We start from the raw sequence: 26,260 nt of genomic DNA, 5'->3' as shown, positions 1-26,260 counted from the left end.
AACTAATATTTAGTGAAACCCTAAGTTTGCATAGTATTGATAGTTTTCAGATTGGAATCGGATTTCCTTAACCAAAAAGTCATCGTACAATCCTGGAGCAACAGTTGTATCTACTTCAATTTTAATACTTAAAAATATCTTATCTCCAGCTATACTAGTTTTAACTATCTTATCAGAATTGCTATCCATAATATAGTCCTCAAATAAGACAATTTCTTTGTAATCGTATAGATTAGAACTAGAATTGTCAAGAGCAAATTGAGTTATTGTCACCAAATGACCCTTATATCCTGCAAAAACTTTGATAAGTTCTGTATTTATAATAATTGAAACCTCTTGTGAAGTATTAGATTGGCTTTTTATTGTTAGAGGTAATTCAAATGATAACCCACTGTAATGTGCATTTGAAAAGATGCCTAGTTCATCCCCATATGGACTTTTCCAGACCAGATTAATTCGGAATTTTTAGATTTCATAATTTAAATACTTATCATTTAAGTTAAAGCTAAAAAAATGTATGAACTTTCCTATAAAAAATATTTTTATATTTTAGGCTTTATAAGTAGCAAAACCAAGGTCGGTCAATCTATAAAACACCCTTGCAAACACCCTATTTAAATAAAAAATCCATAACTCACTAATTAATAGTTTGTTATGGATTTATAATGTGGTCCCACATGGGCTCGAACCATGGACCCCCTGATTATGAGTCAGGTGCTCTAACCAACTGAGCTATAGGACCCGCAAATTGCGACCGCAAAACTACTATTTATTTTGATACGTTGCAAACATTACATACAACAAAAGCAGGTTTTTATTCTGCTAGTATTTCCTGGCATAATTCTACCAATACGCCACTTGTACTTTTAGGATGTACAAAAGCTACTAATTTATGATCTGCTCCTTTTTTAGGCACTTCATTAAGAATTGTAAAGCCCTCTTTTTTTAAACGAGCTAACTCTGCATAAATATCGGCTACCTCAAAAGCAATATGATGTACTCCTTCTCCTTTTTTTTCTAAAAACTTTGTAATAGGACTATCTAAAGCGGTGCCTTCTAACAATTCTATCTTATTAGGGCCAGCTTTAAAAAAGGATGTTTTTACTTTCTCAGACGGTACCTCTTCTTCTTTATAAGGCGCTACTCCCAGCAGTTTTTCATAGAGCTTATTTGCTTTTTCTAAATCTTTAACTGCTATACCGATATGTTCTATTTTTTTCATTTGTACAAACTTATATATGATATCTAATGATGTAAATATGTATAGTGAATAACCTCGGAGCAAACCCTCGAAGCATTAAAAGGAAAATTCACATTGATTTCGACGCAAGCGTCGGAGCCATTTTAAATCCCGATTATCGAGTAAAAATACAACTTTGGAACAACTAAGACCGCATGAACCAAATACCTTAGCAATGGTATATATTATGTACTTTTGTAGCATGGAAACACAGAGACAAAAAAAGATAGGTGGTGTAATACAAAAAGATATTGCTGATGTGCTGCAAAGAGCTGCTACAGATGGCGGACTAAAAGGTACTTTAATTTCTGTTTCTAAAGTAAGTGTTACTACAGACCTTTCTATTGCTAAGGTATATGTAAGTATTTTTCCTAATGCTAAAGCACAAGAATTGTTAGACGGTATAAAATCTAACCAGCCTTTAATAAAACATGAATTGGCGCAACGGACAAAAAACCAACTAAGACGAATGCCAGAGTTACTGTTTTTTTTAGACGACTCTTTAGAATATATTGATGGGATAGAAAAATCACTAAAAGGAAATGATAACCCTATTGAAAATCCTGATCTGTTAGAGAAAAGAAAAAAATCTTAAGTATTTTGAACTTCCCTTTTTACATTGCTAAACGTTATATGCGTTCTAAAAGTAAGCAGAACGCTGTTAATATTATTAATGCGGTTACTTTTTTAGTAGTAGTTATTGGGGCAGCTGCATTGTTTATTGTACTTTCTGCTTTTGCGGGTTTAAAAACCTTTAGTTTACAATACACCAATAGTTTTGATCCAGATTTAAAGGCTTTGCCGCTTACAGGAAAAAACTTTATCATCTCTGAAGCGCAGGAGCAAAAATTAACCCAAATAGAAGGGCTTGTTGCCTATGCAAAAGAAATAGAAGACCGCGTATATCTTACTCATAAACAAAAAAGCCGTTTAGCAATACTAAAAGGAGTAGATAAAAATTATACCAATGTTATTGGTATGGATAGCACCTTATATCTAGGCAATTGGTTTAATGAGCAACAGACAGTAGCCGGATTAGGTATCGCTAATATGTTGGGATTGCCCATTAATAATTACCTAAACCCTATGCAAGTGATGGTAATGAAACCGGGAGCTGGCGCTTTATCCCAAAAAGATCTTAGAGCAGATGCTTTGGTACTCAGTGGAATTTATAGTGTTGAAGCAGAATTAGATGATAAATATATTTTTGCTGATTTAGACTTTACGCAAAATTTATTTGGTAAAAAACCAAATGAAATTTCTGGTATAAATTTTAAACTTGCTGACACTGCTGATCCGGAAAAAGTACGTGCTGCTATTCTTATGCTATTTGAAAATACTATTATTCTAAGAAATAGAAAAGAGTTGAATAGTACCTTATACAGAATGTTGAATACGGAAAATATTGCTACTTACCTTATTTTTACTTTAGTCCTTATTATTGCTTTATTTAATGTAGTTGGTGCATTTATTATGATGATTTTAGATCAGCAAGGAAATTCTAAAACCTTATATAGCTTAGGAACTACTATTAAAAAATTAAGGCAAATCTATTTTGTACAAGGGGTACTTGTTACGTTTATAGGTGGCGTATTTGGTGTTTTTCTTGGCTCATTATTGATCTGGTCTCAACTCATTTTTGGTTGGTTAACAATAGATTATAATATGGCCTATCCTGTTGCTTATGAATGGATAAATATTGTTATTGTATTAGGAACCATAACTGTTTTAGGAGTTATTGCTGCTAAAATAGCAAGTAGTAGAATTACCAAAAAACTAATTCGTTAGGCTTCCTTAAGTTTAAAGAAGAATTGTTATTCGAATATCTTTCTATTTTCAACAAATATGAAGTATCGGAAATCACTTTACGATGTTACATTTTTTAACATTTTGTAATAACACCCCTAAAGTCCCCTCAAGGGGACAATTCATAAATTATTTGATTCTAAGGAGTTACAAATAAATAACTGTTATTTCTATCTTTCTGCGTTTTTAACAAATATGCAGCATCAAATATAATTTTATGATGTTTCTTTGCTTTCATTATTTTGAAATAATACTCCTGAAAATCTCCTCAAAGGGGATAATTGTTTAGTTGTTCAATGCTAAGGAGTCACAAATTCATAATCCCCAAATTTTTGCAATACCTCATCAAACGCTGCAAAAACATCTACAGCATCATCACTAGTCACCATTTTCATGCGGTATGTTTTAAAATTAGGAATTCCTTTAAAGTAATTGGTATAATGCCTTCGCGTTTCAAAAACCCCTAATTTCTCCCCTTTCCAATCTATCGCCATTTGCAAATGCCTACGGGCAACTTCTACACGTTCCGCTAGGCTAGGTGGGGTTAAATGGGTACCTGTTTTAAAAAAATGCTTTACTTCTTTAAAAAACCAAGGATAACCAATACTAGCCCTTCCAATCATAGCACCATCTAAGCCATATTCGTCTCGCATTTCTACCGCTCTTTCTGGAGTATTTACATCACCATTTCCAAAAACAGGAATATGCATCCTTGGGTTATTTTTTACTGCTGCAATTGGTTTCCAATCCGCATCTCCTTTATACATCTGTGCCCGTGTTCTACCATGTATGGAAATCGCTTTACAACCAACATCTTGCAAGCGTTCTGCTACCTCAACAATTTTTATAGAGCTTTCATCCCAACCCAGCCTTGTTTTTACGGTAACAGGTAATTTCGTATGTTCTACCATTGCCTTGGTTAAGGAAACCATCAAATCAATATCTTTTAAAATACCTGCGCCAGCACCTTTACTCACTACTTTTTTTACTGGACAGCCAAAATTAATATCAATAATATCTGGCCCCGATTTTTCTACGATCTCCACAGATTTTAACATCGAATCTAAATTGGCACCAAAAATCTGAATCCCTACCGGGCGTTCTTTTTCATAAATATCTAATTTCATAACGCTTTTGGCAGCGTCACGGATCAATCCTTCCGAAGAAATAAACTCCGTATACACCAAATCTGCACCTTGTTCTTTGCATAAAGCACGGAAAGGTGGGTCGCTTACATCTTCCATAGGTGCAAGCAATAAAGGAAAATCTGGTAATTCTATATCTCCAATTTTAGGCATAGCGCAAATTTACAATTTCTAAAGAAGTTGCTAAAACTTCAAATGATCTTATATTGTACCCTAATTATGAGTTTTACCATTCCTTTTGAGCCTCTAGTATTCGGTATAAAATTAAATATGCATTTAATTTTAGAATACCTCGCTTTTTTTATTGCGTTTCGGTATTATGTTTTTTTACGAAAAAAGATCAAGGATAGCATCTCTTCTAACAATAGACTCTCCATTATTATTGGCGCTATTGTTGGTGCTTTAATATGCTCTCGGTTCATTGCTTTTTTAGAAAACCCTATGTTTCATTCTCAAGAATATTGGTTTGCTATACTAAACAACAAAACCATTATGGGCGGACTTTTTGGTGGACTACTAGGCGTAGAACTGTCCAAAAAAATAATAGGAGAAAAAAAATCTTCTGGTGATTTATTTGTGCTCCCTATTATTTTAGGAATTAGTATTGGTCGAATCGGTTGTTTTTTAGCAGGCATTACAGAGTTTACTTATGGTATTGAAACGGCATCTGTTTTTGGTATTGATTTGGGTGATGGTGTACCAAGACACCCTATTGCTTTATATGAAGTTGTGTTTTTGAGTATTCTTTTTATCGCTCTAAAAAAAGGGATGAAAAAACCTTCAAAGTTTGAAAATGGCGCCTATTTTAAATTCTTTATGGTTTGCTATTTTGGACTCCGATTTCTTATTGAATTTATAAAACCGAATACATTTTTTGTGCTTAGCCTCAGTAGTATTCAATATTTATCCCTAATTTGTTTCTTGTATTACCATAAATTCATCCGAAAAGGAATTGTATATGCCTACCAGAAACTACACCTATTATGATTTTACTTTAAGTCTATGCCCTGATTGTTTACGAAGGGTAGATGCCAAAATTATTTTTGAGAATGATAAGGTTTATATGCTTAAAAACTGCAAAGAGCATGGTAAAAGCAAAGTATTAATTGCTGATGATATTGAATATTACAAGAACATCAGAAATTATAACAAAGCATCTGAATACCCTAAAACCTTTAATACCAAAACGCATTATGGTTGCCCGTATGACTGTGGTCTTTGCCCAGACCATGAGCAGCATTCTTGCTTAACCGTAGTTGAGGTTACAGACCGTTGTAATTTAACCTGCCCTACGTGTTATGCGGGCTCCTCGCCAACTTATGGCAGGCACCGTACTTTGGAAGAGATTAAAAAAATGCTAGATGTTATTGTTAAAAATGAAGGGGAACCAGATGTGGTACAAATTAGTGGTGGCGAACCCACCATTCACCCGCAGTTTTTTGAAATTCTAGACTATGCCAAAACACTACCCATTCGGCATTTAATGGTAAATACCAATGGAATAAAAATTGCTAAAGATTATGCTTTCGCTGAAAGACTAGCTACTTATGCGCCAGATTTTGAAATCTATTTGCAATTTGATTCTTTAGACAATACTGTTTTACAAACTTTACGTGGAGCAGATTTAGCTGAAACAAGGCTAAAAGCTATCGAAAATCTTAATAAACTTAACTTATCTACAACACTCGTAGTTACTTTACAAAAAGGCTTAAACGATCATGAAATGGGTGAAACTATTACATTTGCTACCAAACAAAAATGCGTTCGTGGAGTTACTTTTCAACCCACCCAAATAGCAGGAAGGTTGGAAAATTTTGAAGTAGATGAAAATAGAATTACCCTAACAGAAGTACGAAGAAATATTCTAGAGCAATCGCCTATTTTTGAACCCGACGATCTAATTCCGGTTCCTTGTAATCCTGATGCTTTAGTAATGGGTTATGCTTTAAAATTAGGAGATGAAATTACCCCGTTAACACGTTATATTAACCCCGATGATTTGTTGAATGAAGGGAAAAATACTATTATTTACGAACAGGATGAAGAACTTCATGGTAAAATGATTGAACTGTTTAGCACGGGAAATTCTGTAGAAAAAGCATCTGAAAATTTAAAGAGTATTATGTGCTGTTTACCAGAAATTGATGCGCCAGATATGGGCTATGACAATCTGTTCCGAATCATAATTATGCAATTTATTGATGCTCATAATTTTGATGTACGGGCCATTAAAAAGTCATGCGTACATATTGTAAACAAAGACTATAAAATTATTCCTTTTGAAACCATGAACTTATTTTATAGAGACGATAAAATTGCTCGATTAGAAGAGTTAAAAGCAGAATATGAATAACTTATACCTAATAAAATGAATATAATTTTTCCTTTAGAAGTAGGCAATTTAGACGGTTTAGTCTTCTTTTTTGCCGCTATTATGTTTGGGCCAGCAATAGTATTAGCTATTATTGGCGGATTGCTTATGGCAAAAAATAAAAAGAAAGCTGGGAAAATATTTTTTATCCTCTCTGGAGTGTATTTATTAATAAGCCTTGGAACCTGTGGAGCTCTTATGACAATGAATTAAATAACATTTATGAAAAAGCCATATTTAATGGCTTATAAATAAAGTATATTTGTAATAGTTTTTACCCTTTTTAGTGTAGAGAAATAGAAATTAGAATTGAATGAAGAAGATTAGAAACTTTTGTATCATAGCCCATATAGACCATGGAAAAAGTACACTTGCAGATCGCCTATTAGATTTTACAGGTTCCGTAACTGATAGAGAAAAACAAGATCAGCTTTTGGACAATATGGATTTGGAGCGTGAGCGTGGCATTACCATTAAAAGTCATGCCATACAAATGGAATATACCTATAAAGGAGAAGAATATGTTTTAAATCTTATTGACACACCTGGCCATGTAGATTTTTCGTATGAGGTTTCTAGATCTATTGCTGCTTGCGAAGGGGCTCTTTTAGTAGTTGATGCAGCACAAAGTATCCAAGCCCAAACGATAAGTAATTTGTATTTGGCCTTAGAAAACGATTTAGAAATTATTCCTGTTTTAAATAAAGTAGATTTACCTAGTGCAAACCCAGAAGAGGTGACAGACGATATTGTAGATCTTTTAGGTTGTGATGCAGAAGAAGTAATCCCTGCCAGTGCTAAAACAGGCATAGGAATAGAGGCTATTTTAAACGCTATTATAGAACGTGTTCCTGCTCCAAAAGGCAACCCAGACGAATCCTTACAAGCTTTGGTTTTCGATTCTGTATACAACCCTTTTCGCGGAGTAGAAACCTACTTTAGAGTGATTAATGGCGAAATAAAAAAAGGTCAAAAAATAAAATTTGTTGCCACCGATAAAGATTATTTTGCTGATGAAATTGGTACTCTAAAACTTACGCAAGAGCCCAAAAAGATTATTAAGGCTGGTGATGTAGGTTACCTTATAACAGGTATAAAAGATGCCCGTGAAGTAAAGGTAGGAGATACCATCACAGATGCTGCCAAACCTACCGAAAATGCTATTGATGGTTTTGAAGATGTAAAACCTATGGTTTTTGCTGGCATTTATCCTGTAGATACTGAAGATTTTGAGGAACTCCGTGCATCAATGGAAAAATTGCAACTCAACGATGCTTCGCTCGTTTTTTCTCCAGAAAGTAGTGCCGCATTAGGTTTCGGTTTCCGCTGTGGTTTCTTAGGAATGTTACACATGGAAATTATTCAGGAACGTTTAGAGCGCGAGTTTAATATGACGGTGATTACTACGGTACCAAATGTTAGCTACTATGCCTACACTCGTAAAAACCCTGATGAAGCTATTATCGTAAATAACCCTACAGACTTGCCAGACCCATCTAGTATAGATCGTGTAGAAGAACCTTATATAAAAGCAACAATCATTACAAAATCTGACTTTGTAGGGAATGTAATGAGTCTTTGTATTGAAAAAAGAGGGCAAATTACCAACCAGACCTATTTAACCACAGAACGTGTAGAGCTTAATTTTGATATGCCCCTAGCGGAAATTGTATTTGATTTTTATGATCGTTTAAAAACAGTTTCTAAAGGCTATGCTTCTTTTGATTATGCGCCAATTGGTATGAAAACCTCTAAATTAGTACGTGTAGATATTTTATTGAATGCACAACCTGTAGATGCGCTCTCTGCATTAATCCATGCAGATAATGCGGTGACTATTGGTAAAAAGATGTGTGAGAAGTTAAAAGAACTCATCCCAAGGCAACAGTTTGATATTCCGATACAGGCTGCTATTGGTGCCAAAATTATTTCTAGAGAAACTACAAAAGCTTTACGTAAAGATGTAACTGCCAAATGTTATGGGGGTGATATTTCTCGTAAGCGTAAACTATTAGAAAAGCAGAAAAAAGGTAAAAAACGAATGCGCCAAGTAGGTAATGTAGAAGTACCACAAGAAGCTTTTATGGCAGTGTTAAAGTTGAATGATTAGTAAATACTACACTAGTATTGTTTTCTATACTTAAGAGCTTAATCAGGAAAGGTTATTTTATTACATGATTTTTGATGAAGTCTAGTGCATAAAGTTTATAGGTGCTGAGCAAATAAATCACTAACTAAAATTAGTGAGCTGCATCAAACATTTTACCTAAATACACAAGCTTGTATCCTTCTGTGATTCCTGTAAACTCTTTACTAAAAGAGCATATAATTTTTAAATCGCCATCCGGAGCTTTTAAAAATATCGGTATAATCTTATCGTCAGTTTTCGAAATTTCAATTAAATCATGATACTCTTTTTGTGATTTTAATGCTATTTCATGTATTGTAGGAAACTCCCGAACTGTTTCTGTGATTTTAATAAAATCGTCTGTATGCGAAAACAGCCCTTCTTTAGGATTGTTTTCTGGGTCACTTTTTTCATCTCCGTTCACTAAACGAAAAGCACCATTCTCACCAAATTGATTTTTAAATTTATTAATGGCAAAGGTATTAATGTCGGCATTGCCCGTCAACGCCATTAAATAACCAATATCACTTAATTCTATATTATCTGTAACGGCATCAGAATAGATATTTGCAACGATCGCTTCTAGTCCAATTTTTTTTGCTTTTTCTATATTATTACGATTGTTATCAATAATCACTACATGCCTATTGTTCTTTTTTAAATAATCTCCTATGAGTCTTGAAACTTTAGATCCACCAATAATCAGAATTCCTTCAGAATTCTTTAAAAAGACTCCTATTGCTTTTGCAAAAAGCCTTGCCGTAGTTGCATTTAACAGTACTGTTCCTAATACAATCATAAATACTAAAGGGGTAATGTATTCTGCCCCCATTTCTCCTTTTGCCAATAGTTTAGAGCCAAAGAGCGATGCAATACCCGCAGCAACAATTCCACGTGGTCCTACCCAACTGATAAATAACTTTTCATTAAATTTTAAAGCAGAACCTTTTGTACTTAAAAAAACACCTAGGGGCCTAATTACAAATACAATTGCAGCAAATAACAAGGCCGTTTTCCAATTATATATTAATGCTAAGTCGCTAATATTAATATTAGCGGCTAACAGAATAAAAAGAATAGATATTAATAATACACTTAAAGACTCCTTAAAATACAAGAGTTCTTTTATATTAGGTAAATTAATATTTCCTAGAACCATACCCATTACAACAACCGCTAGAAGACCCGATTCGTGTGCAAAATTATCTGACATTACAAAAACAAGTAATACAACGGAAAGCGAAACAACATTCATTAAATAATGAGGAATTAGCTTCTTTTTTATCACAAATGTTAAGGCGTGCGCAAAAGTAAAACCAAAAGTAGTTCCAAATAATACAATTTTCCCAAACTCTATAAGTGCTGTAATAGTATACGCTCCACCACCGCCAACGCTAATAAATTCAAATACTAAAACGGCAGCTAAAGCCCCTATTGGGTCTATTAAAATACCTTCCCATTTTAAAACAGTAGAAACATCTTTTTTTAAAGGAATATTTCTTAAGATCGGGGTAATTACAGTAGGTCCGGTTACAATAATAAGTGCAGAAAATAAAAAGGATACTTCCCAATTTAAATCAAAAATATAATGTGCTGCTAATCCTGCGCCAAAAAAAGTAACAACACTTCCCAGTGTAATTAGTTTTGTTATTACAGGTCCTACAGTTTTAATTTCTGATCGTTTAAGCGTCAATCCTCCTTCAAAAAGGATAATACTAATTGCCAAAGAAACAAAGTAGTACAAACTTTCTCCTGGAAAAAGTCCTTTTTCGCCATTCCATATAGGTTCAATTAATTTACCGCCATCATCCGTATACCATGTTGCTATTGGGCCTACCAGTAAACCAATTAAGATTAAAGGTAAAATAGCAGGAAGTTTTAAGCGCCAGGCCACCCATTGCGCTATAATCCCTAATATAATAATTCCAGCAAGTTCTATCATGCTACTATTTTTTAATATTATTTACGCTTTTAACCTCAAATTATGGAACGCTAAGAACGTAGTGCTTTTTAGCATCCCTATTCGTCTTATTCCAATTCTCTTTTTTAAAATACCCACAAGATAATTTTTATCTTTTTAAAAGCATTTATATCAATTTGCATTTTCTCCCAAGCTAAACATAAATATAATTGAAACGAATAGAATTGCTTATTTTTTTAATGCAAAATTAATAGTATACATATTGAAGAAATGGAAACTGAAAATTAGTTTACTCGATCATAGAGATGTAAATGTTCCAAGGGTTTATTCTAACCACTATAAATCAAGTAACTGTTATGCTATTTATAGCACTCCACTAAGCAAACAGGTATCATTCTAATAATACTTTTTTACATTTTTTATGGTTTTGAAAATGAATCTTTTTTATTATAGAAATAACCAAAAAAATAGCTGCAATTTATATTCATCATTTTATATATCATTTTTGTAAAAATGCAATTTTGATATATTAAATGCCCTATATAAAATAGTTTTATAGCTACCGTCTTTGCTTAGGTTATACAAAATACGTACTTTGTAAATAAACTAAAATTAACTGCACATATATATGTGTTGAGGGTAATGACCTAAAGGCCGTATTGCTTCGCTGCAAAAAAACAAGAAGCTCCTAAATAGTTGTTTTTTCACGACTCCCGCAATACGCATTCACCCTCAACGCTCTGGGTATGCCACGACTTTACCATAAGTATTTTTGTACTTGTTGACTTTTCTAACTACTTTAGATAACTACACACAACAAGGCATATATTCAAGAAGTCGCAGCAATCTTCCTACTCGGTAGGCTGCGCCTCCCGGAAGATATACCCAGAGCGTTGTGCATAATTAGAAGAAATGAAAAAAGAGGAAGTTCAAAAACACTATAAAGAAAATAAAAGTTTGTATTCTCGTTTAGCTGAAAACACAAAACAAGCTTTATTAACTTTTCTTCAAGACGAAGGAATTTCTTATCATTCTATTTCTTCCAGAATTAAAGAATTTGACTCTTATTTTGAAAAAATCGAAAGAAAAGGATACTCGAAGCCTCTTGAGCAAATTGAAGATTTTTGTGGTATAAGAATAATTTGTTTCTATCCTGCCGATTTAGAAAAAATCACAAAAATTATCTCGAAAGAATTTGATGTAATAGAATCAATTGATAAATCTGCAAATTTAGAACCTGACAGATTTGGATACAGGTCAAATCATTTTATTGTGAAAATTAAAAAAGAATGGCTTAATGCACCTAATTATCGCGGATTAGAAGATTTAAAATCAGAAATTCAAGTTAGAACTATATTAATGCACTCTTGGGCAGACATTGAACATAAACTTGCGTACAAAAAGAACGAAGATGTACCAATAGAATTCAGAAGAAAATTGTATCAATTAAGTGCATTGTTAGAAATAGCAGATTCGCAATTTCAAGATTTAAAAAACGAAAAAGAATCGTTAAAAAAGTCATTAATTATAACTAAAAAGGGCGTATCACATTTTGATGTTAATCACAATACAAATCTTGATTCTCTACAATCTTATTTAGACTTCACTTTCCCGAATAGATTCAAAGGTGATACTGAAACAAGTGATTTGTTACAAGAACTTACAGATTTAAACATAACTATTTCCGATATCGAATTATATAGAAAAGAATTAGAAAATATTTTGCCTGATATTGAAAATGAAATGAATAAAAATAAATGGGCACAAGTAGGTATCGTAAGGGCTATATTAGATTTGAAATCCGATAAATATTGGAATAACCGTGACAAAGAATGGAAAGATGGGAAATGGGGGAAAAGTATTGTGAAATGGAGAAGTAAATTAAAAAAATAACTATGCACAACAATGGTTATAAGTAATTGCTTGTTCTCGCCTACTTCTGAAAATCCTAGCGAATTTTCAGTTTGGTGTGTACTTGCAAAGTTTCGTGCCAGCCCACGCAACTACTCATAGCCGAGACGTTGAGGGTAATGACCTAAAGGCCGTATTGCTTCGCTGCAAAAAAACAAGAAGCTCCTAAATAGTTGTTTTTTCACGACTCCCGCAATACGCATTCACCCTCAACGCTCTGGGTATGCCACGACTTTACCATAAGTATTTTTGTACTTGTTGACTTTTCTAACTACTTTAGATAACTACACACAACAAGGCATCCTATGAAAAGCCTTAGTCCAGTTCTCTAAAGATAAATAATATTTTCTTTTTTGCTTTAAACCACCTTTTTTTCTTTTAATATAACTTGCTCCGCATCCCTTCGGCTAGCTCAGGACATCGCCTATTTGTGATCGATTCTTTTTTACGAAACGTCACCAGCATCTGTATGATTATTAAGTTATAATAAACTCGGTCACTTGCTATAAAAATGTGATTCTAATACCTTAGATCACCCACGTTGTTTTGTGATACGAGCTTTATCTATGAGCTTTGTTATGGTTACTTTTTATCAGGATATCACTCCTATCGTATAAGGAGTCTCTGTTTTTATAACTGCTAATGTTCTACTTAGTAACTTTCTTGCTACTTTGATAATAATACTCTTTACGTTCTTACCCATATGCTTACGGTAATATGCCTGCATCACAGGATCTGTACGTATCGCTTGCCACGAGGCTTCAACAAAATAACTTCGTATCAGTCGATGTGCACGTGGTGTAATACCCATGATCTTATAGTTAGCACCACTTTGATGAACCCCTGGGGCTAAACCCACATAACCTGCTAAATGCTTTACACTATTGAATCTGCGTAAATCGCCTAATTCACACAAAATACCACAAGCAACTATCCCGCCAATACCAGGGATGCTTCTCAGTAACATATAGTCCTTCTTATAATGCGTCTTGCAGTATCTTCTCAATTGTGTTGATACACCTCGTAACTCTTGATCTATAAATCGGAAGGAACGCATGCGACTCTCCAAAGTAGCTTTTGCCGTTGGATGTTTAAAAACTATAGCATCTAACCAATTACGATACTTATGACTCCAATGGTCATTATCAAATTCCTCTGGTTCTTTAATGCCAAAATACAATAACTGCATCTTGATGTAACTCTTAATCCTTCTAAAATCTTTAACCAAATCATTTCGCCTTCTAAACAAACTACGAAGTTCTTCTCGCTTGATATCTCGTATTATGATACTTTCTAAACGACCATCTTTAAGCTCTCTAGCTATCAACTGTGCGTCTATATTATCTGTCTTGGTATGTTTCTCCTTACCTTTTCTATAAATATCAGCAGGATTGACTACCAAGCTGCGCCAACTATAACTCTCAAAACAACGGTGGGCATAATAACCACAACAACCAGCCTCATAAGCTACACTTACTTGATGAGCAGAAAAATGTTTTAAAACATATCTATACAATTGTTCCGGATCAGGAGACATACTAAATGATTTACCCGAAAATAAATCCGTAGCACAATGAACCTTCCAACTTCTCTTGTGTATGTCAATGCCAATATATAACTTAGGGCATGCAGTAATTTGAGTTTCCATATCTTTAATTTTTAGTTCACTTTAAAGATACTCGACTTACTGCTTTTTCATCGATGCTATATTCAAGAAGTCGCAGCAATCTTCCTACTCGGTAGGCTGCGCCTCCCGGAAGATATACCCAGAGCGTTGCCAACAATATTACTATATGAAAAAACAAATAATTTACATAGCACTTTTGGTAACTAGTATTTCTTATGGTCAGATAGAAATAGACTCTTCAAAAATAAAAGCTATGAAAAAAAGCTGGGCAGAAAAAAAATTTACAGAAATGTACCCGAATTATAAAGCTAAATATAATTACATTATTGAAGATAAAGTATTAGAAATGTCGTTTAAGGTGGATTCAACCGAAACAATTGTTACGGCAATAAACAAACTTGGAAAGGTAATTTGGAAAACTGACCCTTGGAAAGATAATGAATTGACAATATATAGACACAATAGACCTGCAATAGTACATTTTAAATTGATTAAAATTCCAATAGATTTTAAAATCAAAAACTGGAATTCTGAACAAGAAGTAATTGAATTAGGATATTCGAATTCTCAATATGGGTACTTGAATAAACAAACTGGAGATTTTTTGTTTTTGGGACAAGATTAACCGAAAAATGAATTACAAAAAATACTGTAGGCAACAATGGCTATAATTAATACGGGTTTTGGTGTTTAATCCAAAAGTTAGTGTATTTTTATAGAGTCCGCCAAATCTTTTTGATTTGGCTTTAAAAATGAAAAAGTTAAAACAAAATAAAGAGCTTTGGCTAAGTGCTTAATCGGAAATTAATCGCTTATTTATTCCCGTACTAATCATAGCCGAAGCCGTTGTACTGCATTTTGGAACCCTAATTGAGATTGACCATAATATTAGAATTAAAGAGAAATTTTATGAATAAACTACAAATACTATTGCTTCTGATTCTTATTCCAGCCATAACAATTGGGCAAAGGAAAAAAAATCAAAATCTGGCGGAAATGGCATACAGTACGATTCAGAAGAAATTAGATGCTTCAACAAGTGATAAACGAGATGCAACAGTTAAAACACTAAATGGAATTGTGGAAATGTCAAAAAAAGAGGAATTTATTGACAAAGTAAGCAATCATAAAAAATATCTTGAAAGCTTAGAATATTTTGAGATTCCAACAGCCAACATTTTTATCATTAATGATAGTTTGGTTGCCTCAAAAGGTTTGGTGTTTGAAAAGAGTGAGAATAAATATTATATCGAACCAAATAAGGCATTTAAAGAAGTAATAGAAAAGAATAAAACGGGAATCTATCTTTATCTGTACATTAATGAAAACAACAAAATGTATTTGGAGTTTGTTAATTATACAAACGGAAAGAAATTGCTCTTAATTGAGAAAGCTAAATTAAAATTTGATGACAATGAATTTGAATACTATTTAAATTGGGTTAAATCAAGAGAAAATGGTTTTGAGTTTTGTACAATAGAAACCAACACTAAAAATTTTATTGACTTATTTAATGCAATATCCAGTCATAAAGGTGAAATGACAATTGAATTCACTGGAAAAAATGGAAATAGAACAGAAACAATACCTAACGAAATGATTGAACAAATGAGTAATGTTTTTGACTTATATTCTGAATTAAAAGTGAAAGAATAAAAACGCAGTACAACAATGTATAACCGCAATTACGGCGGATTCGACTACGTCCGAATCCACTAGGAATTGCTAAAGCCAGTTCTAAAACGAAAATTACCCCCTATTAACCCGTAACTGACGGTTATACGAGACCGTTGAGGGTAATGACCTAAAGGCCGTATTGCTTCGCTGCAAAAAAACAAGAAGCTCCTAAATAGTTGTTTTTTCACGACTCCCGCAATACTCATTACCCTCAACGCTCTGGGTATGCCACGACTTTACCATAAGTATTTTTGTACTTGTTGACTTTTCTAACTACTTTAGATAACTACACACAACAAGGCATATATTCAAGAAGTCGCAGCAATCTTCCTACTCGGTAGGCTGCGCCTCCCGGAAGATATACCCAGAGCGTTAGCCATAATTTCCCATAAATGTTAGAATACAATAATTACGCAAATAAGCAACTCGAAAAATTATCTAAATCTCAAGATAAATTCAATGCGAAGTTTGATACTAAATCATATTCAAATTGGTTCTATGACCAAGAGAGCGAATTACTTCGTCTTTACAATGAAGATGTAGATGAAATATTTTTTAAATATATCCCAGTTGGAACCTATTCGCCAATATCAAATACATGGATGTGGAGTTGGCATAATGAAAGTTCTATTGAAGAACATAAAAACGAGACACTTAAAATTAAGGAATTTGGTAAGAAGCATGGATTTGAATTTTTAACAAATGGTTTAATAGAATGCGAAAAATCTGAATGTTGGAAATTGACGGCAATTAGCAAAAATCTGATTGGTGGAATTGGAGTTTATTCTACTGATTCAAAAGATTTACAAAAATATTTTATTCTTGTTAAGGTTTATAAAGACATTAACTCTAAGGAAGTTCAGAGAATGAAACAAAAAAAAGTAGATTGTGGAATTCATGGATTTCGACGAATAGCCTTTGTTTGTCAGCATTTAAATCTTGAAAATCCAAAAGGATTTGAAGAAGCTTTCGAAGCGGTTAAAGGAATGGATTTAGAGGAGAATGAAGATTTTGCAGCTTGGTGTAACAAATGTGAAGAGTACAGGTTAGCGCAAGATGGGTGGAATGAAGAATCTGAAAAATTTGCTGATATCAAATTGGTTTGCGAGGAATGTTATTTTGAATTGAAGGAATTTAATGGAAAATAAAACTATGGCTAACAATGGCTATAGCAAATAGGGCATAAAGTGCTATATTTAAAGGCTTGGGCGTGTTTGTTAAGTCCGCCAAATCTTTTGGATTTGGCAATTAAATAAACAAAATAATTACAAAACAAAAAGCTCTGGCTAGCAGACCAGACGGAAACGAAAAGTTTCCTTGCCTGCCCTACTTGCCATAGCCGAACCGTTGAGGGTAATGACCTAAAGGCCGTATTGCTTCGCTGCAAAAAAACAAGAAGCTCCTAAATAGTTGTTTTTTCACGACTCCCGCAATACTCATTACCCTCAACGCTCTGGGTATGCCACGACTTTACCATAAGTATTTTTGTACTTGTTGACTTTTCTAACTACTTTAGATAACTACACACAACAAGGCATATATTCAAGAAGTCGCAGCAATCTTCCTACTCGGTAGGCTGCGCCTCCCGGAAGATATACCCAGAGCGTTAGCCATAATTTCCCATAAATGTTAGAATACAATAATTACGCAAATAAGCAACTCGAAAAATTATCTAAATCTCAAGATAAATTCAATGCGAAGTTTGATACTAAATCATATTCAAATTGGTTCTATGACCAAGAGAGCGAATTACTTCGTCTTTACAATGAAGATGTAGATGAAATATTTTTTAAATATATCCCAGTTGGAACCTATTCGCCAATATCAAATACATGGATGTGGAGTTGGCATAATGAAAGTTCTATTGAAGAACATAAAAACGAGACACTTAAAATTAAGGAATTTGGTAAGAAGCATGGATTTGAATTTTTAACAAATGGTTTAATAGAATGCGAAAAATCTGAATGTTGGAAATTGACGGCAATTAGCAAAAATCTGATTGGTGGAATTGGAGTTTATTCTACTGATTCAAAAGATTTACAAAAATATTTTATTCTTGTTAAGGTTTATAAAGACATTAACTCTAAGGAAGTTCAGAGAATGAAACAAAAAAAAGTAGATTGTGGAATTCATGGATTTCGACGAATAGCCTTTGTTTGTCAGCATTTAAATCTTGAAAATCCAAAAGGATTTGAAGAAGCTTTCGAAGCGGTTAAAGGAATGGATTTAGAGGAGAATGAAGATTTTGCAGCTTGGTGTAACAAATGTGAAGAGTACAGGTTAGCGCAAGATGGGTGGAATGAAGAATCTGAAAAATTTGCTGATATCAAATTGGTTTGCGAGGAATGTTATTTTGAATTGAAGGAATTTAATGGAAAATAAAACTATGGCTAACAATGGCTATAGCAAATAGGGCATAAAGTGCTATATTTAAAGGCTTGGGCGTGTTTGTTAAGTCCGCCAAATCTTTTGGATTTGGCAATTAAATAAACAAAATAATTACAAAACAAAAAGCTCTGGCTAGCAGACCAGACGGAAACGAAAAGTTTCCTTGCCTGCCCTACTTGCCATAGCCGAACCGTTGAGGGTAATGACCTAAAGGCCGTATTGCTTCGCTGCAAAAAAACAAGAAGCTCCTAAATAGTTGTTTTTTCACGACTCCCGCAATACTCATTACCCTCAACGCTCTGGGTATGCCACGACTTTACCATAAGTATTTTTGTACTTGTTGACTTTTCTAACTACTTTAGATAACTACACACAACAAGGCATATATTCAAGAAGTCGCAGCAATCTTCCTACTCGGTAGGCTGCGCCTCCCGGAAGATATACCCAGAGCGTTAGCCATAATTTCCCATAAATGTTAGAATACAATAATTACGCAAATAAGCAACTCGAAAAATTATCTAAATCTCAAGATAAATTCAATGCGAAGTTTGATACTAAATCATATTCAAATTGGTTCTATGACCAAGAGAGCGAATTACTTCGTCTTTACAATGAAGATGTAGATGAAATATTTTTTAAATATATCCCAGTTGGAACCTATTCGCCAATATCAAATACATGGATGTGGAGTTGGCATAATGAAAGTTCTATTGAAGAACATAAAAACGAGACACTTAAAATTAAGGAATTTGGTAAGAAGCATGGATTTGAATTTTTAACAAATGGTTTAATAGAATGCGAAAAATCTGAATGTTGGAAATTGACGGCAATTAGCAAAAATCTGATTGGTGGAATTGGAGTTTATTCTACTGATTCAAAAGATTTACAAAAATATTTTATTCTTGTTAAGGTTTATAAAGACATTAACTCTAAGGAAGTTCAGAGAATGAAACAAAAAAAAGTAGATTGTGGAATTCATGGATTTCGACGAATAGCCTTTGTTTGTCAGCATTTAAATCTTGAAAATCCAAAAGGATTTGAAGAAGCTTTCGAAGCGGTTAAAGGAATGGATTTAGAGGAGAATGAAGATTTTGCAGCTTGGTGTAACAAATGTGAAGAGTACAGGTTAGCGCAAGATGGGTGGAATGAAGAATCTGAAAAATTTGCTGATATCAAATTGGTTTGCGAGGAATGTTATTTTGAATTGAAGGAATTTAATGGAAAATAAAACTATGGCTAACAATGGCTATAGCAAATAGGGCATAAAGTGCTATATTTAAAGGCTTGGGCGTGTTTGTTAAGTCCGCCAAATCTTTTGGATTTGGCAATTAAATAAACAAAATAATTACAAAACAAAAAGCTCTGGCTAGCAGACCAGACGGAAACGAAAAGTTTCCTTGCCTGCCCTACTTGCCATAGCCGAACCGTTGAGGGTAATGACCTAAAGGCCGTATTGCTTCGCTGCAAAAAAACAAGAAGCTCCTAAATAGTTGTTTTTTCACGACTCCCGCAATACTCATTACCCTCAACGCTCTGGGTATGCCACGACTTTACCATAAGTATTTTTGTACTTGTTGACTTTTCTAACTACTTTAGATAACTACACACAACAAGGCATATATTCAAGAAGTCGCAGCAATCTTCCTACTCGGTAGGCTGCGCCTCCCGGAAGATATACCCAGAGCGTTAGCCATAATTTCCCATAAATGTTAGAATACAATAATTACGCAAATAAGCAACTCGAAAAATTATCTAAATCTCAAGATAAATTCAATGCGAAGTTTGATACTAAATCATATTCAAATTGGTTCTATGACCAAGAGAGCGAATTACTTCGTCTTTACAATGAAGATGTAGATGAAATATTTTTTAAATATATCCCAGTTGGAACCTATTCGCCAATATCAAATACATGGATGTGGAGTTGGCATAATGAAAGTTCTATTGAAGAACATAAAAACGAGACACTTAAAATTAAGGAATTTGGTAAGAAGCATGGATTTGAATTTTTAACAAATGGTTTAATAGAATGCGAAAAATCTGAATGTTGGAAATTGACGGCAATTAGCAAAAATCTGATTGGTGGAATTGGAGTTTATTCTACTGATTCAAAAGATTTACAAAAATATTTTATTCTTGTTAAGGTTTATAAAGACATTAACTCTAAGGAAGTTCAGAGAATGAAACAAAAAAAAGTAGATTGTGGAATTCATGGATTTCGACGAATAGCCTTTGTTTGTCAGCATTTAAATCTTGAAAATCCAAAAGGATTTGAAGAAGCTTTCGAAGCGGTTAAAGGAATGGATTTAGAGGAGAATGAAGATTTTGCAGCTTGGTGTAACAAATGTGAAGAGTACAGGTTAGCGCAAGATGGGTGGAATGAAGAATCTGAAAAATTTGCTGATATCAAATTGGTTTGCGAGGAATGTTATTTTGAATTGAAGGAATTTAATGGAAAATAAAACTATGGCTAACAATGGCTATAGCAAATAGGGCATAAAGTGCTATATTTAAAGGCTTGGGCGTGTTTGTTAAGTCCGCCAAATCTTTTGGATTTGGCAATTAAATAAACAAAATAATTACAAAACAAAAAGCTCTGGCTAGCAGACCAGACGGAAACGAAAAGTTTCCTTGCCTGCCCTACTTGCCATAGCCGAACCGTTGAGGGTAATGACCTAAAGGCCGTATTGCTTCGCTGCAAAAAAACAAGAAGCTCCTAAATAGTTGTTTTTTCACGACTCCCGCAATACTCATTACCCTCAACGCTCTGGGTATGCCACGACTTTACCATAAGTATTTTTGTACTTGTTGACTTTTCTAACTACTTTAGATAACTACACACAACAAGGCATATATTCAAGAAGTCGCAGCAATCTTCCTACTCGGTAGGCTGCGCCTCCCGGAAGATATACCCAGAGCGTTGTGCTGCATTTAAAATGAAACGAATACTAACATATTTAACTTGTTTTTTGATTCTGTCTTGTCAATCCAATAAGGACAACTCAGAAAAAGGAGTATTGAATATTTCCGATTCAACAAAGACAGACACTCAACAAAAGGAAAATCAACCTGACACTTTACTGAATACTGACGGCTATTTGATACTTGGAGACAAGCTAGCGAAGGTTAAAGTTGTGAATGAAAATGAAGTTGACAACTTCCCGACATTTGAAATTTTAATCGGATATCGTAATGATGTGATTATCGGAGAAAATATCGACTACGATAATGTAAAGATCTATAAAAAATACCAACCCAAAACCGCATTCAAGGATTATCCAGCTGACATTTATAACGGAAAATTAGCTGACCCTGATTTTTCGACAGACCCAGATGCAAAACGATTCATAACCCAAATTAAAAATGAATGTGCCAATGGAATAAACTTCGCAGGACAATATACATTGGTGACTTGGGGTTGTGGTTCGCCTTGTCAAAGTGGAGTTGTTGTTGACAGAAAAACAGGTGAAATATTTGGTGGATATGGAACTTCACTCGGTTCAGAATATAGAAAGGACAGCAAAATGATAATTAGAAATGTTGGAGCAATTGACACTATAGCAAATTTAATTGAAGTATGTGCTTACTGTGAAGTCAATCACGAAATTTGGACAGGAACAGAATTTACAGAAGTTGAATAAAAAAGAAATAACGCAGCACAACAACACCTATACGCAATGCCCTTCGGGACACTGCGTATAGCCAAACCGTTGAGGGTAATGACCTAAAGGCCGTATTGCTTCGCTGCAAAAAAACAAGAAGCTCCTAAATAGTTGTTTTTTCACGACTCCCGCAATACGCATTCACCCTCAACGCTCTGGGTATGCCACGACTTTACCATAAGTATTTTTGTACTTGTTGACTTTTCTAACTACTTTAGATAACTACACACAACAAGGCATCCTATGAAAAGCCTTAGTCCAGTTCTCTAAAGATAAATAATATTTTCTTTTTTGCTTTAAACCACCTTTTTTTCTTTTAATATAACTTGCTCCGCATCCCTTCGGCTAGCTCAGGACATCGCCTATTTGTGATCGATTCTTTTTTACGAAACGTCACCAGCATCTGTATGATTATTAAGTTATAATAAACTCGGTCACTTGCTATAAAAATGTGATTCTAATACCTTAGATCACCCACGTTGTTTTGTGATACGAGCTTTATCTATGAGCTTTGTTATGGTTACTTTTTATCAGGATATCACTCCTATCGTATAAGGAGTCTCTGTTTTTATAACTGCTAATGTTCTACTTAGTAACTTTCTTGCTACTTTGATAATAATACTCTTTACGTTCTTACCCATATGCTTACGGTAATATGCCTGCATCACAGGATCTGTACGTATCGCTTGCCACGAGGCTTCAACAAAATAACTTCGTATCAGTCGATGTGCACGTGGTGTAATACCCATGATCTTATAGTTAGCACCACTTTGATGAACCCCTGGGGCTAAACCCACATAACCTGCTAAATGCTTTACACTATTGAATCTGCGTAAATCGCCTAATTCACACAAAATACCACAAGCAACTATCCCGCCAATACCAGGGATGCTTCTCAGTAACATATAGTCCTTCTTATAATGCGTCTTGCAGTATCTTCTCAATTGTGTTGATACACCTCGTAACTCTTGATCTATAAATCGGAAGGAACGCATGCGACTCTCCAAAGTAGCTTTTGCCGTTGGATGTTTAAAAACTATAGCATCTAACCAATTACGATACTTATGACTCCAATGGTCATTATCAAATTCCTCTGGTTCTTTAATGCCAAAATACAATAACTGCATCTTGATGTAACTCTTAATCCTTCTAAAATCTTTAACCAAATCATTTCGCCTTCTAAACAAACTACGAAGTTCTTCTCGCTTGATATCTCGTATTATGATACTTTCTAAACGACCATCTTTAAGCTCTCTAGCTATCAACTGTGCGTCTATATTATCTGTCTTGGTATGTTTCTCCTTACCTTTTCTATAAATATCAGCAGGATTGACTACCAAGCTGCGCCAACTATAACTCTCAAAACAACGGTGGGCATAATAACCACAACAACCAGCCTCATAAGCTACACTTACTTGATGAGCAGAAAAATGTTTTAAAACATATCTATACAATTGTTCCGGATCAGGAGACATACTAAATGATTTACCCGAAAATAAATCCGTAGCACAATGAACCTTCCAACTTCTCTTGTGTATGTCAATGCCAATATATAACTTAGGGCATGCAGTAATTTGAGTTTCCATATCTTTAATTTTTAGTTCACTTTAAAGATACTCGACTTACTGCTTTTTCATCGATGCTATATTCAAGAAGTCGCAGCAATCTTCCTACTCGGTAGGCTGCGCCTCCCGGAAGATATACCCAGAGCGTTGTGGTTAATTTAAAACAAACTTTGTGAAGAAAATATTACTACTCTTTCTAACAATAATTTTAGTTAGCTGTAAAAAAGAAAAAGTGGACGGAATTATAATTGGAGACACTTTGTTTGTTCATCAATCTTTGACTGAAAATCGGAAAATGGAAAATCTGATTTACAAAGCTCTGAAAAAAGAAAAAAAAGCTATTGTCGAATTAAAAAACTTCCCGAATGGCGGAGCAGCAAGCTCTTATGATTTGGGATATGTTTTGACTCAAATAATTTACCGAATAGGAGAAACAAATTTTGCAGATATTTTAAGAGAAATACCAAAATCGGAACGAAATGGATTTGATGGACTCATAGCAGTCGGACTTGAATACGGAGACAATGACTACGATGGAAAAATGGACAACAGAAGAATGGAAACGGAATTTCCAAAACTGACTGAAATACTAAATGAATAAAAAACTAACCACAACAATGTATAACCGCAATTACGGCGGATTCGACTACGTCCGAATCCACTCGGAATTGCGAGCGTCAGTGCTTAATCGAAAATAGTAACTTAAAACCCGTAACTGACGGTTATACGAGACCGTTGTACACAATTTAGACAATCGAATTTTTGAAAGAAAAAATAGTAAAATATAAACTGTTCGAAACTGCAAACAAACTGAATGAAATTGTTTCTTCAGAAATAAAGAAAAATGTGTTCAAGAAACGACATAATCTGTCTGGGGAAATATCACACGATGGTGGAATTGAAATTTACAATTCAGTCTCATTGATTATGTTTAAGCCTAATTTAGGACCATTGGTTAGTCTGAATATGAACTGTGTGAATTCTAATGCGGACGGAACTGAAAGTAATCTAAAATTGGAACGCACAAACGGACTTACTTTTCTTACGCAATATTGGTTTTCACTAATTTTTGCGGTTGCGACTTTTGGAATTGGAATTTATCAAATGTTCGCAAATGGATTTGAAAAAATTGAATTTCTCTTTTTACCGATTTTTGGAATCGGCTATCACTATCTGATTCGTCTAATTGCGAATGGAACAACTGAAAGTTTAATTTCAAAGGTTGAAAAAATGCTGAATAAGGAAAAAATAAAATATAAAAAACTGTAGCTAACATTGGCTATAATTCATAGCTGCATTCTACTAGCTTAAAAATAATTACTTTTAATACGGCTGGATTTCAGTCCGACAATTCCCGTTGGGAATTGCCGCTACGAAATCATAGCCGAGACCGTTGAGGGTAATGACCTAAAGGCCGTATTGCTTCGCTGCAAAAAAACAAGAAGCTCCTAAATAGTTGTTTTTTCACGACTCCCGCAATACGCATTCACCCTCAACGCTCTGGGTATGCCACGACTTTACCATAAGTATTTTTGTACTTGTTGACTTTTCTAACTACTTTAGATAACTACACACAACAAGGCATATATTCAAGAAGTCGCAGCAATCTTCCTACTCGGTAGGCTGCGCCTCCCGGAAGATATACCCAGAGCGTTGTGAGCAAGCTAAACATGAAAAGAGTTTTAATAATATCGATTTGTTCAATAGTATGGCTTTGTTCCTGCGAACAAAAAAGTAAATCAAGACCAGGAAAAGTAGCCATTGAATCGGATATAAAAAACACCGCCCATAGTAATAAGAGACAACCATCACAGACGCATGATTTAGAAAAATATATCTACACAGATACTACATACACCCTTGCTAAAGGAAAAAAAATTACCATACAAAACAGCTTTCCTAAGGGAGGAATGATTAAACCGGATGGAACACAATATTCCGACTTAACTGGGAAATTACATGGGTTTGCATCCTTTTGGACGCGAATAATAAATGAAACTGATAGTCCTTTAGAGCTAAACATAAATGTTCCCGCTGATTCATTTCCAATTTTCGCTCCACCTGACTCCTACTTGAAGTTATTTTTGCATCAAGAAAAATTTTCGGTTAATAAACTTTCAAAATTCAACTATGGCTTAACTGAAATAAAGTCTTACTTAGACGCAAATTTTGATAATGCCAGTACATTACAAAAAACCATTAATCCTAATGAAGAGCACATTTTTTATGTAATAGCATTATCTTATGAAGCAGCTGGAACCCCAAGGGCTGGACTTATTTTGAAAGAACAAGACCTATATTATAAAATGAGAATAGCACCTAATGGTTCTGGAATCGTTCCATTTGGTACGATTACTTTAAAAAAATGAAAAGCCAGCTCACAACAATGGCTAAACGTAATGCGGACTTTTGGGCAAAACGAAAGGTCTGCGTACATTTATAAAGTCGCCAAATCTTTTGGATTTCGCTTTGAAAATGAAAAATTAAAACAAAAAGATTTCGCTATGTGAGTGGCGGAAAGTAAACGCTAGTTTGCTTCCGTACTGTTCATAGCTTAACTGTTGAGGGTAATGACCTAAAGGCCGTATTGCTACGCTGCAAAAAAACAGGAGTACCTAAATAGCTTTTTTTACGACTCCTTCAATACACATTACCGTCAATGCTTTGGGCATGCTGCGACTTTACCAGAAGTATTTTTGTGCTTGTTAACTTTTCTAACTACTTTAGATAACTACACACAACTAGGCATATATTCAAGAATTCACAGCTATCTTCCTACGCGGTAGGCTGCGCCTTCCGGAAGATATATCCTGAGCGTT

23 protein-coding genes and 1 tRNA gene are annotated in these 26,260 nt (G+C 34.3%); 17 read left to right on the top strand and 7 right to left on the bottom strand.

Features of this window, described 5'->3' with window-relative positions:
• Nucleotides 1-9: 9 nt before the first annotated feature.
• The 3 genes from ACZ451_RS05130 to mce all read right to left on the bottom strand — a co-directional run bounded on the left by ACZ451_RS05130 (nucleotide 10) and on the right by mce (nucleotide 1,222).
• On the bottom strand, nucleotides 10-273 hold the full coding sequence (locus tag ACZ451_RS05130) for a hypothetical protein (protein ID WP_464216024.1): 264 nt from the start codon (nucleotides 271-273) through the stop codon (nucleotides 10-12).
• Between the two features lie 395 nt (nucleotides 274-668).
• A tRNA-Ile gene (locus ACZ451_RS05125) sits at nucleotides 669-742 on the bottom strand.
• 72 nt (nucleotides 743-814) lie between these two features.
• Entirely contained in the window at nucleotides 815-1,222 is a 408-nt protein-coding gene (gene mce, locus ACZ451_RS05120; protein WP_464216023.1) for a methylmalonyl-CoA epimerase, read from the bottom strand.
• Nucleotides 1,223-1,442: 220 nt separating this feature from the next.
• Here mce and rbfA point away from each other — a divergent pair, with 220 nt between their 5' ends.
• Entirely contained in the window at nucleotides 1,443-1,835 is a 393-nt protein-coding gene (rbfA, locus tag ACZ451_RS05115; protein WP_464216897.1) for a 30S ribosome-binding factor RbfA, read from the top strand.
• Nucleotides 1,836-1,873: 38 nt separating this feature from the next.
• Nucleotides 1,874-3,028, top strand: coding sequence for an ABC transporter permease (locus ACZ451_RS05110; protein WP_464216022.1), 1,155 nt, complete (start codon nucleotides 1,874-1,876; stop codon nucleotides 3,026-3,028).
• A gap of 317 nt (nucleotides 3,029-3,345) precedes the next feature.
• On the opposite strand, the gene dusB is transcribed toward ACZ451_RS05110, so the two are convergent.
• Nucleotides 3,346-4,344, bottom strand: a complete 999-nt coding sequence (gene dusB / locus ACZ451_RS05105; protein ID WP_464216021.1) for a tRNA dihydrouridine synthase DusB — start codon at nucleotides 4,342-4,344, stop codon at nucleotides 3,346-3,348.
• Between the two features lie 66 nt (nucleotides 4,345-4,410).
• On the opposite strand from dusB, the gene ACZ451_RS05100 reads away from it, so the two are divergent.
• The 4 genes from ACZ451_RS05100 (at nucleotide 4,411) to lepA (ending at nucleotide 8,672) form a co-directional block, all read left to right on the top strand.
• Nucleotides 4,411-5,178, top strand: a complete 768-nt coding sequence (locus ACZ451_RS05100) for a prolipoprotein diacylglyceryl transferase (protein WP_464216020.1) — start codon at nucleotides 4,411-4,413, stop codon at nucleotides 5,176-5,178.
• Nucleotides 5,150-6,544: a radical SAM protein gene (locus ACZ451_RS05095; protein ID WP_464216019.1), complete on the top strand. Its 1,395-nt coding sequence runs from the start codon at nucleotides 5,150-5,152 to the stop codon at nucleotides 6,542-6,544. The genes ACZ451_RS05100 and ACZ451_RS05095 overlap by 29 nt, the downstream gene beginning before the upstream one ends.
• A gap of 15 nt (nucleotides 6,545-6,559) precedes the next feature.
• On the top strand, nucleotides 6,560-6,775 hold the full coding sequence (locus tag ACZ451_RS05090; protein ID WP_464216018.1) for a hypothetical protein: 216 nt from the start codon (nucleotides 6,560-6,562) through the stop codon (nucleotides 6,773-6,775).
• Between the two features lie 100 nt (nucleotides 6,776-6,875).
• Nucleotides 6,876-8,672, top strand: a complete 1,797-nt coding sequence (gene lepA, locus ACZ451_RS05085; protein WP_464216017.1) for a translation elongation factor 4 — start codon at nucleotides 6,876-6,878, stop codon at nucleotides 8,670-8,672.
• Nucleotides 8,673-8,802: 130 nt separating this feature from the next.
• On the opposite strand, the gene ACZ451_RS05080 is transcribed toward lepA, so the two are convergent.
• Nucleotides 8,803-10,632 carry a cation:proton antiporter gene (locus ACZ451_RS05080; protein WP_464216016.1) on the bottom strand — a complete coding sequence of 610 codons (1,830 nt, stop codon included), beginning with the start codon at nucleotides 10,630-10,632 and terminating at the stop codon, nucleotides 8,803-8,805.
• A gap of 891 nt (nucleotides 10,633-11,523) precedes the next feature.
• On the opposite strand from ACZ451_RS05080, the gene ACZ451_RS05075 reads away from it, so the two are divergent.
• Nucleotides 11,524-12,504, top strand: coding sequence for a GTP pyrophosphokinase (locus ACZ451_RS05075; RefSeq protein WP_464216015.1), 981 nt, complete (start codon nucleotides 11,524-11,526; stop codon nucleotides 12,502-12,504).
• A gap of 610 nt (nucleotides 12,505-13,114) precedes the next feature.
• Here the strand turns inward: ACZ451_RS05075 and ACZ451_RS05070 are convergent.
• Nucleotides 13,115-14,170, bottom strand: coding sequence for an IS110 family RNA-guided transposase (locus ACZ451_RS05070; RefSeq protein ID WP_464214865.1), 1,056 nt, complete (start codon nucleotides 14,168-14,170; stop codon nucleotides 13,115-13,117).
• A gap of 145 nt (nucleotides 14,171-14,315) precedes the next feature.
• Between ACZ451_RS05070 and ACZ451_RS05065 the strand changes: the two genes are divergently transcribed.
• From ACZ451_RS05065 to ACZ451_RS05035, 7 genes are all read left to right on the top strand, one after another.
• The gene (locus ACZ451_RS05065; protein WP_464216014.1) at nucleotides 14,316-14,774 is read left to right on the top strand and encodes a hypothetical protein; all 459 of its coding nucleotides are present in this window, start codon (nucleotides 14,316-14,318) and stop codon (nucleotides 14,772-14,774) included.
• 284 nt (nucleotides 14,775-15,058) lie between these two features.
• Nucleotides 15,059-15,805: a hypothetical protein gene (locus tag ACZ451_RS05060; RefSeq protein WP_464216013.1), complete on the top strand. Its 747-nt coding sequence runs from the start codon at nucleotides 15,059-15,061 to the stop codon at nucleotides 15,803-15,805.
• 413 nt (nucleotides 15,806-16,218) lie between these two features.
• Nucleotides 16,219-16,974, top strand: a complete 756-nt coding sequence (locus ACZ451_RS05055) for a DUF6882 domain-containing protein (protein ID WP_464216012.1) — start codon at nucleotides 16,219-16,221, stop codon at nucleotides 16,972-16,974.
• Nucleotides 16,975-17,452: 478 nt separating this feature from the next.
• Complete coding sequence (locus ACZ451_RS05050) at nucleotides 17,453-18,208, top strand: DUF6882 domain-containing protein (protein WP_464216012.1); 756 nt, start codon at nucleotides 17,453-17,455, stop codon at nucleotides 18,206-18,208.
• A gap of 478 nt (nucleotides 18,209-18,686) precedes the next feature.
• Nucleotides 18,687-19,442, top strand: a complete 756-nt coding sequence (locus tag ACZ451_RS05045) for a DUF6882 domain-containing protein (RefSeq protein ID WP_464216012.1) — start codon at nucleotides 18,687-18,689, stop codon at nucleotides 19,440-19,442.
• Nucleotides 19,443-19,920: 478 nt separating this feature from the next.
• Nucleotides 19,921-20,676 (top strand): DUF6882 domain-containing protein, encoded by a 756-nt coding sequence (locus ACZ451_RS05040; RefSeq protein ID WP_464216012.1) that lies wholly within the window; start codon nucleotides 19,921-19,923, stop codon nucleotides 20,674-20,676.
• 474 nt (nucleotides 20,677-21,150) lie between these two features.
• A complete protein-coding gene (locus tag ACZ451_RS05035) occupies nucleotides 21,151-21,855 on the top strand; it encodes a hypothetical protein (RefSeq protein WP_464216011.1) in 705 nt (234 codons plus the stop codon).
• A 551-nt stretch (nucleotides 21,856-22,406) separates the two neighbouring features.
• Here the strand turns inward: ACZ451_RS05035 and ACZ451_RS05030 are convergent.
• The gene (locus tag ACZ451_RS05030) at nucleotides 22,407-23,462 is read right to left on the bottom strand and encodes an IS110 family RNA-guided transposase (protein WP_464214865.1); all 1,056 of its coding nucleotides are present in this window, start codon (nucleotides 23,460-23,462) and stop codon (nucleotides 22,407-22,409) included.
• 151 nt (nucleotides 23,463-23,613) lie between these two features.
• Here ACZ451_RS05030 and ACZ451_RS05025 point away from each other — a divergent pair, with 151 nt between their 5' ends.
• From ACZ451_RS05025 to ACZ451_RS05015, 3 genes are all read left to right on the top strand, one after another.
• Nucleotides 23,614-24,042 carry a hypothetical protein gene (locus ACZ451_RS05025; protein ID WP_464216010.1) on the top strand — a complete coding sequence of 143 codons (429 nt, stop codon included), beginning with the start codon at nucleotides 23,614-23,616 and terminating at the stop codon, nucleotides 24,040-24,042.
• 161 nt (nucleotides 24,043-24,203) lie between these two features.
• The gene (locus tag ACZ451_RS05020; RefSeq protein ID WP_464216009.1) at nucleotides 24,204-24,710 is read left to right on the top strand and encodes a hypothetical protein; all 507 of its coding nucleotides are present in this window, start codon (nucleotides 24,204-24,206) and stop codon (nucleotides 24,708-24,710) included.
• A 401-nt stretch (nucleotides 24,711-25,111) separates the two neighbouring features.
• Nucleotides 25,112-25,810, top strand: a complete 699-nt coding sequence (locus ACZ451_RS05015; RefSeq protein WP_464216008.1) for a hypothetical protein — start codon at nucleotides 25,112-25,114, stop codon at nucleotides 25,808-25,810.
• The last annotated feature ends 450 nt before the right edge of the window (nucleotides 25,811-26,260 follow it).

The organism is Allocellulophaga tsushimaensis (genome assembly GCF_055383085.1).
Note: the sequence above shows the minus strand (reverse complement) of the source record. Positions and strands in the feature narration are given on the sequence as shown.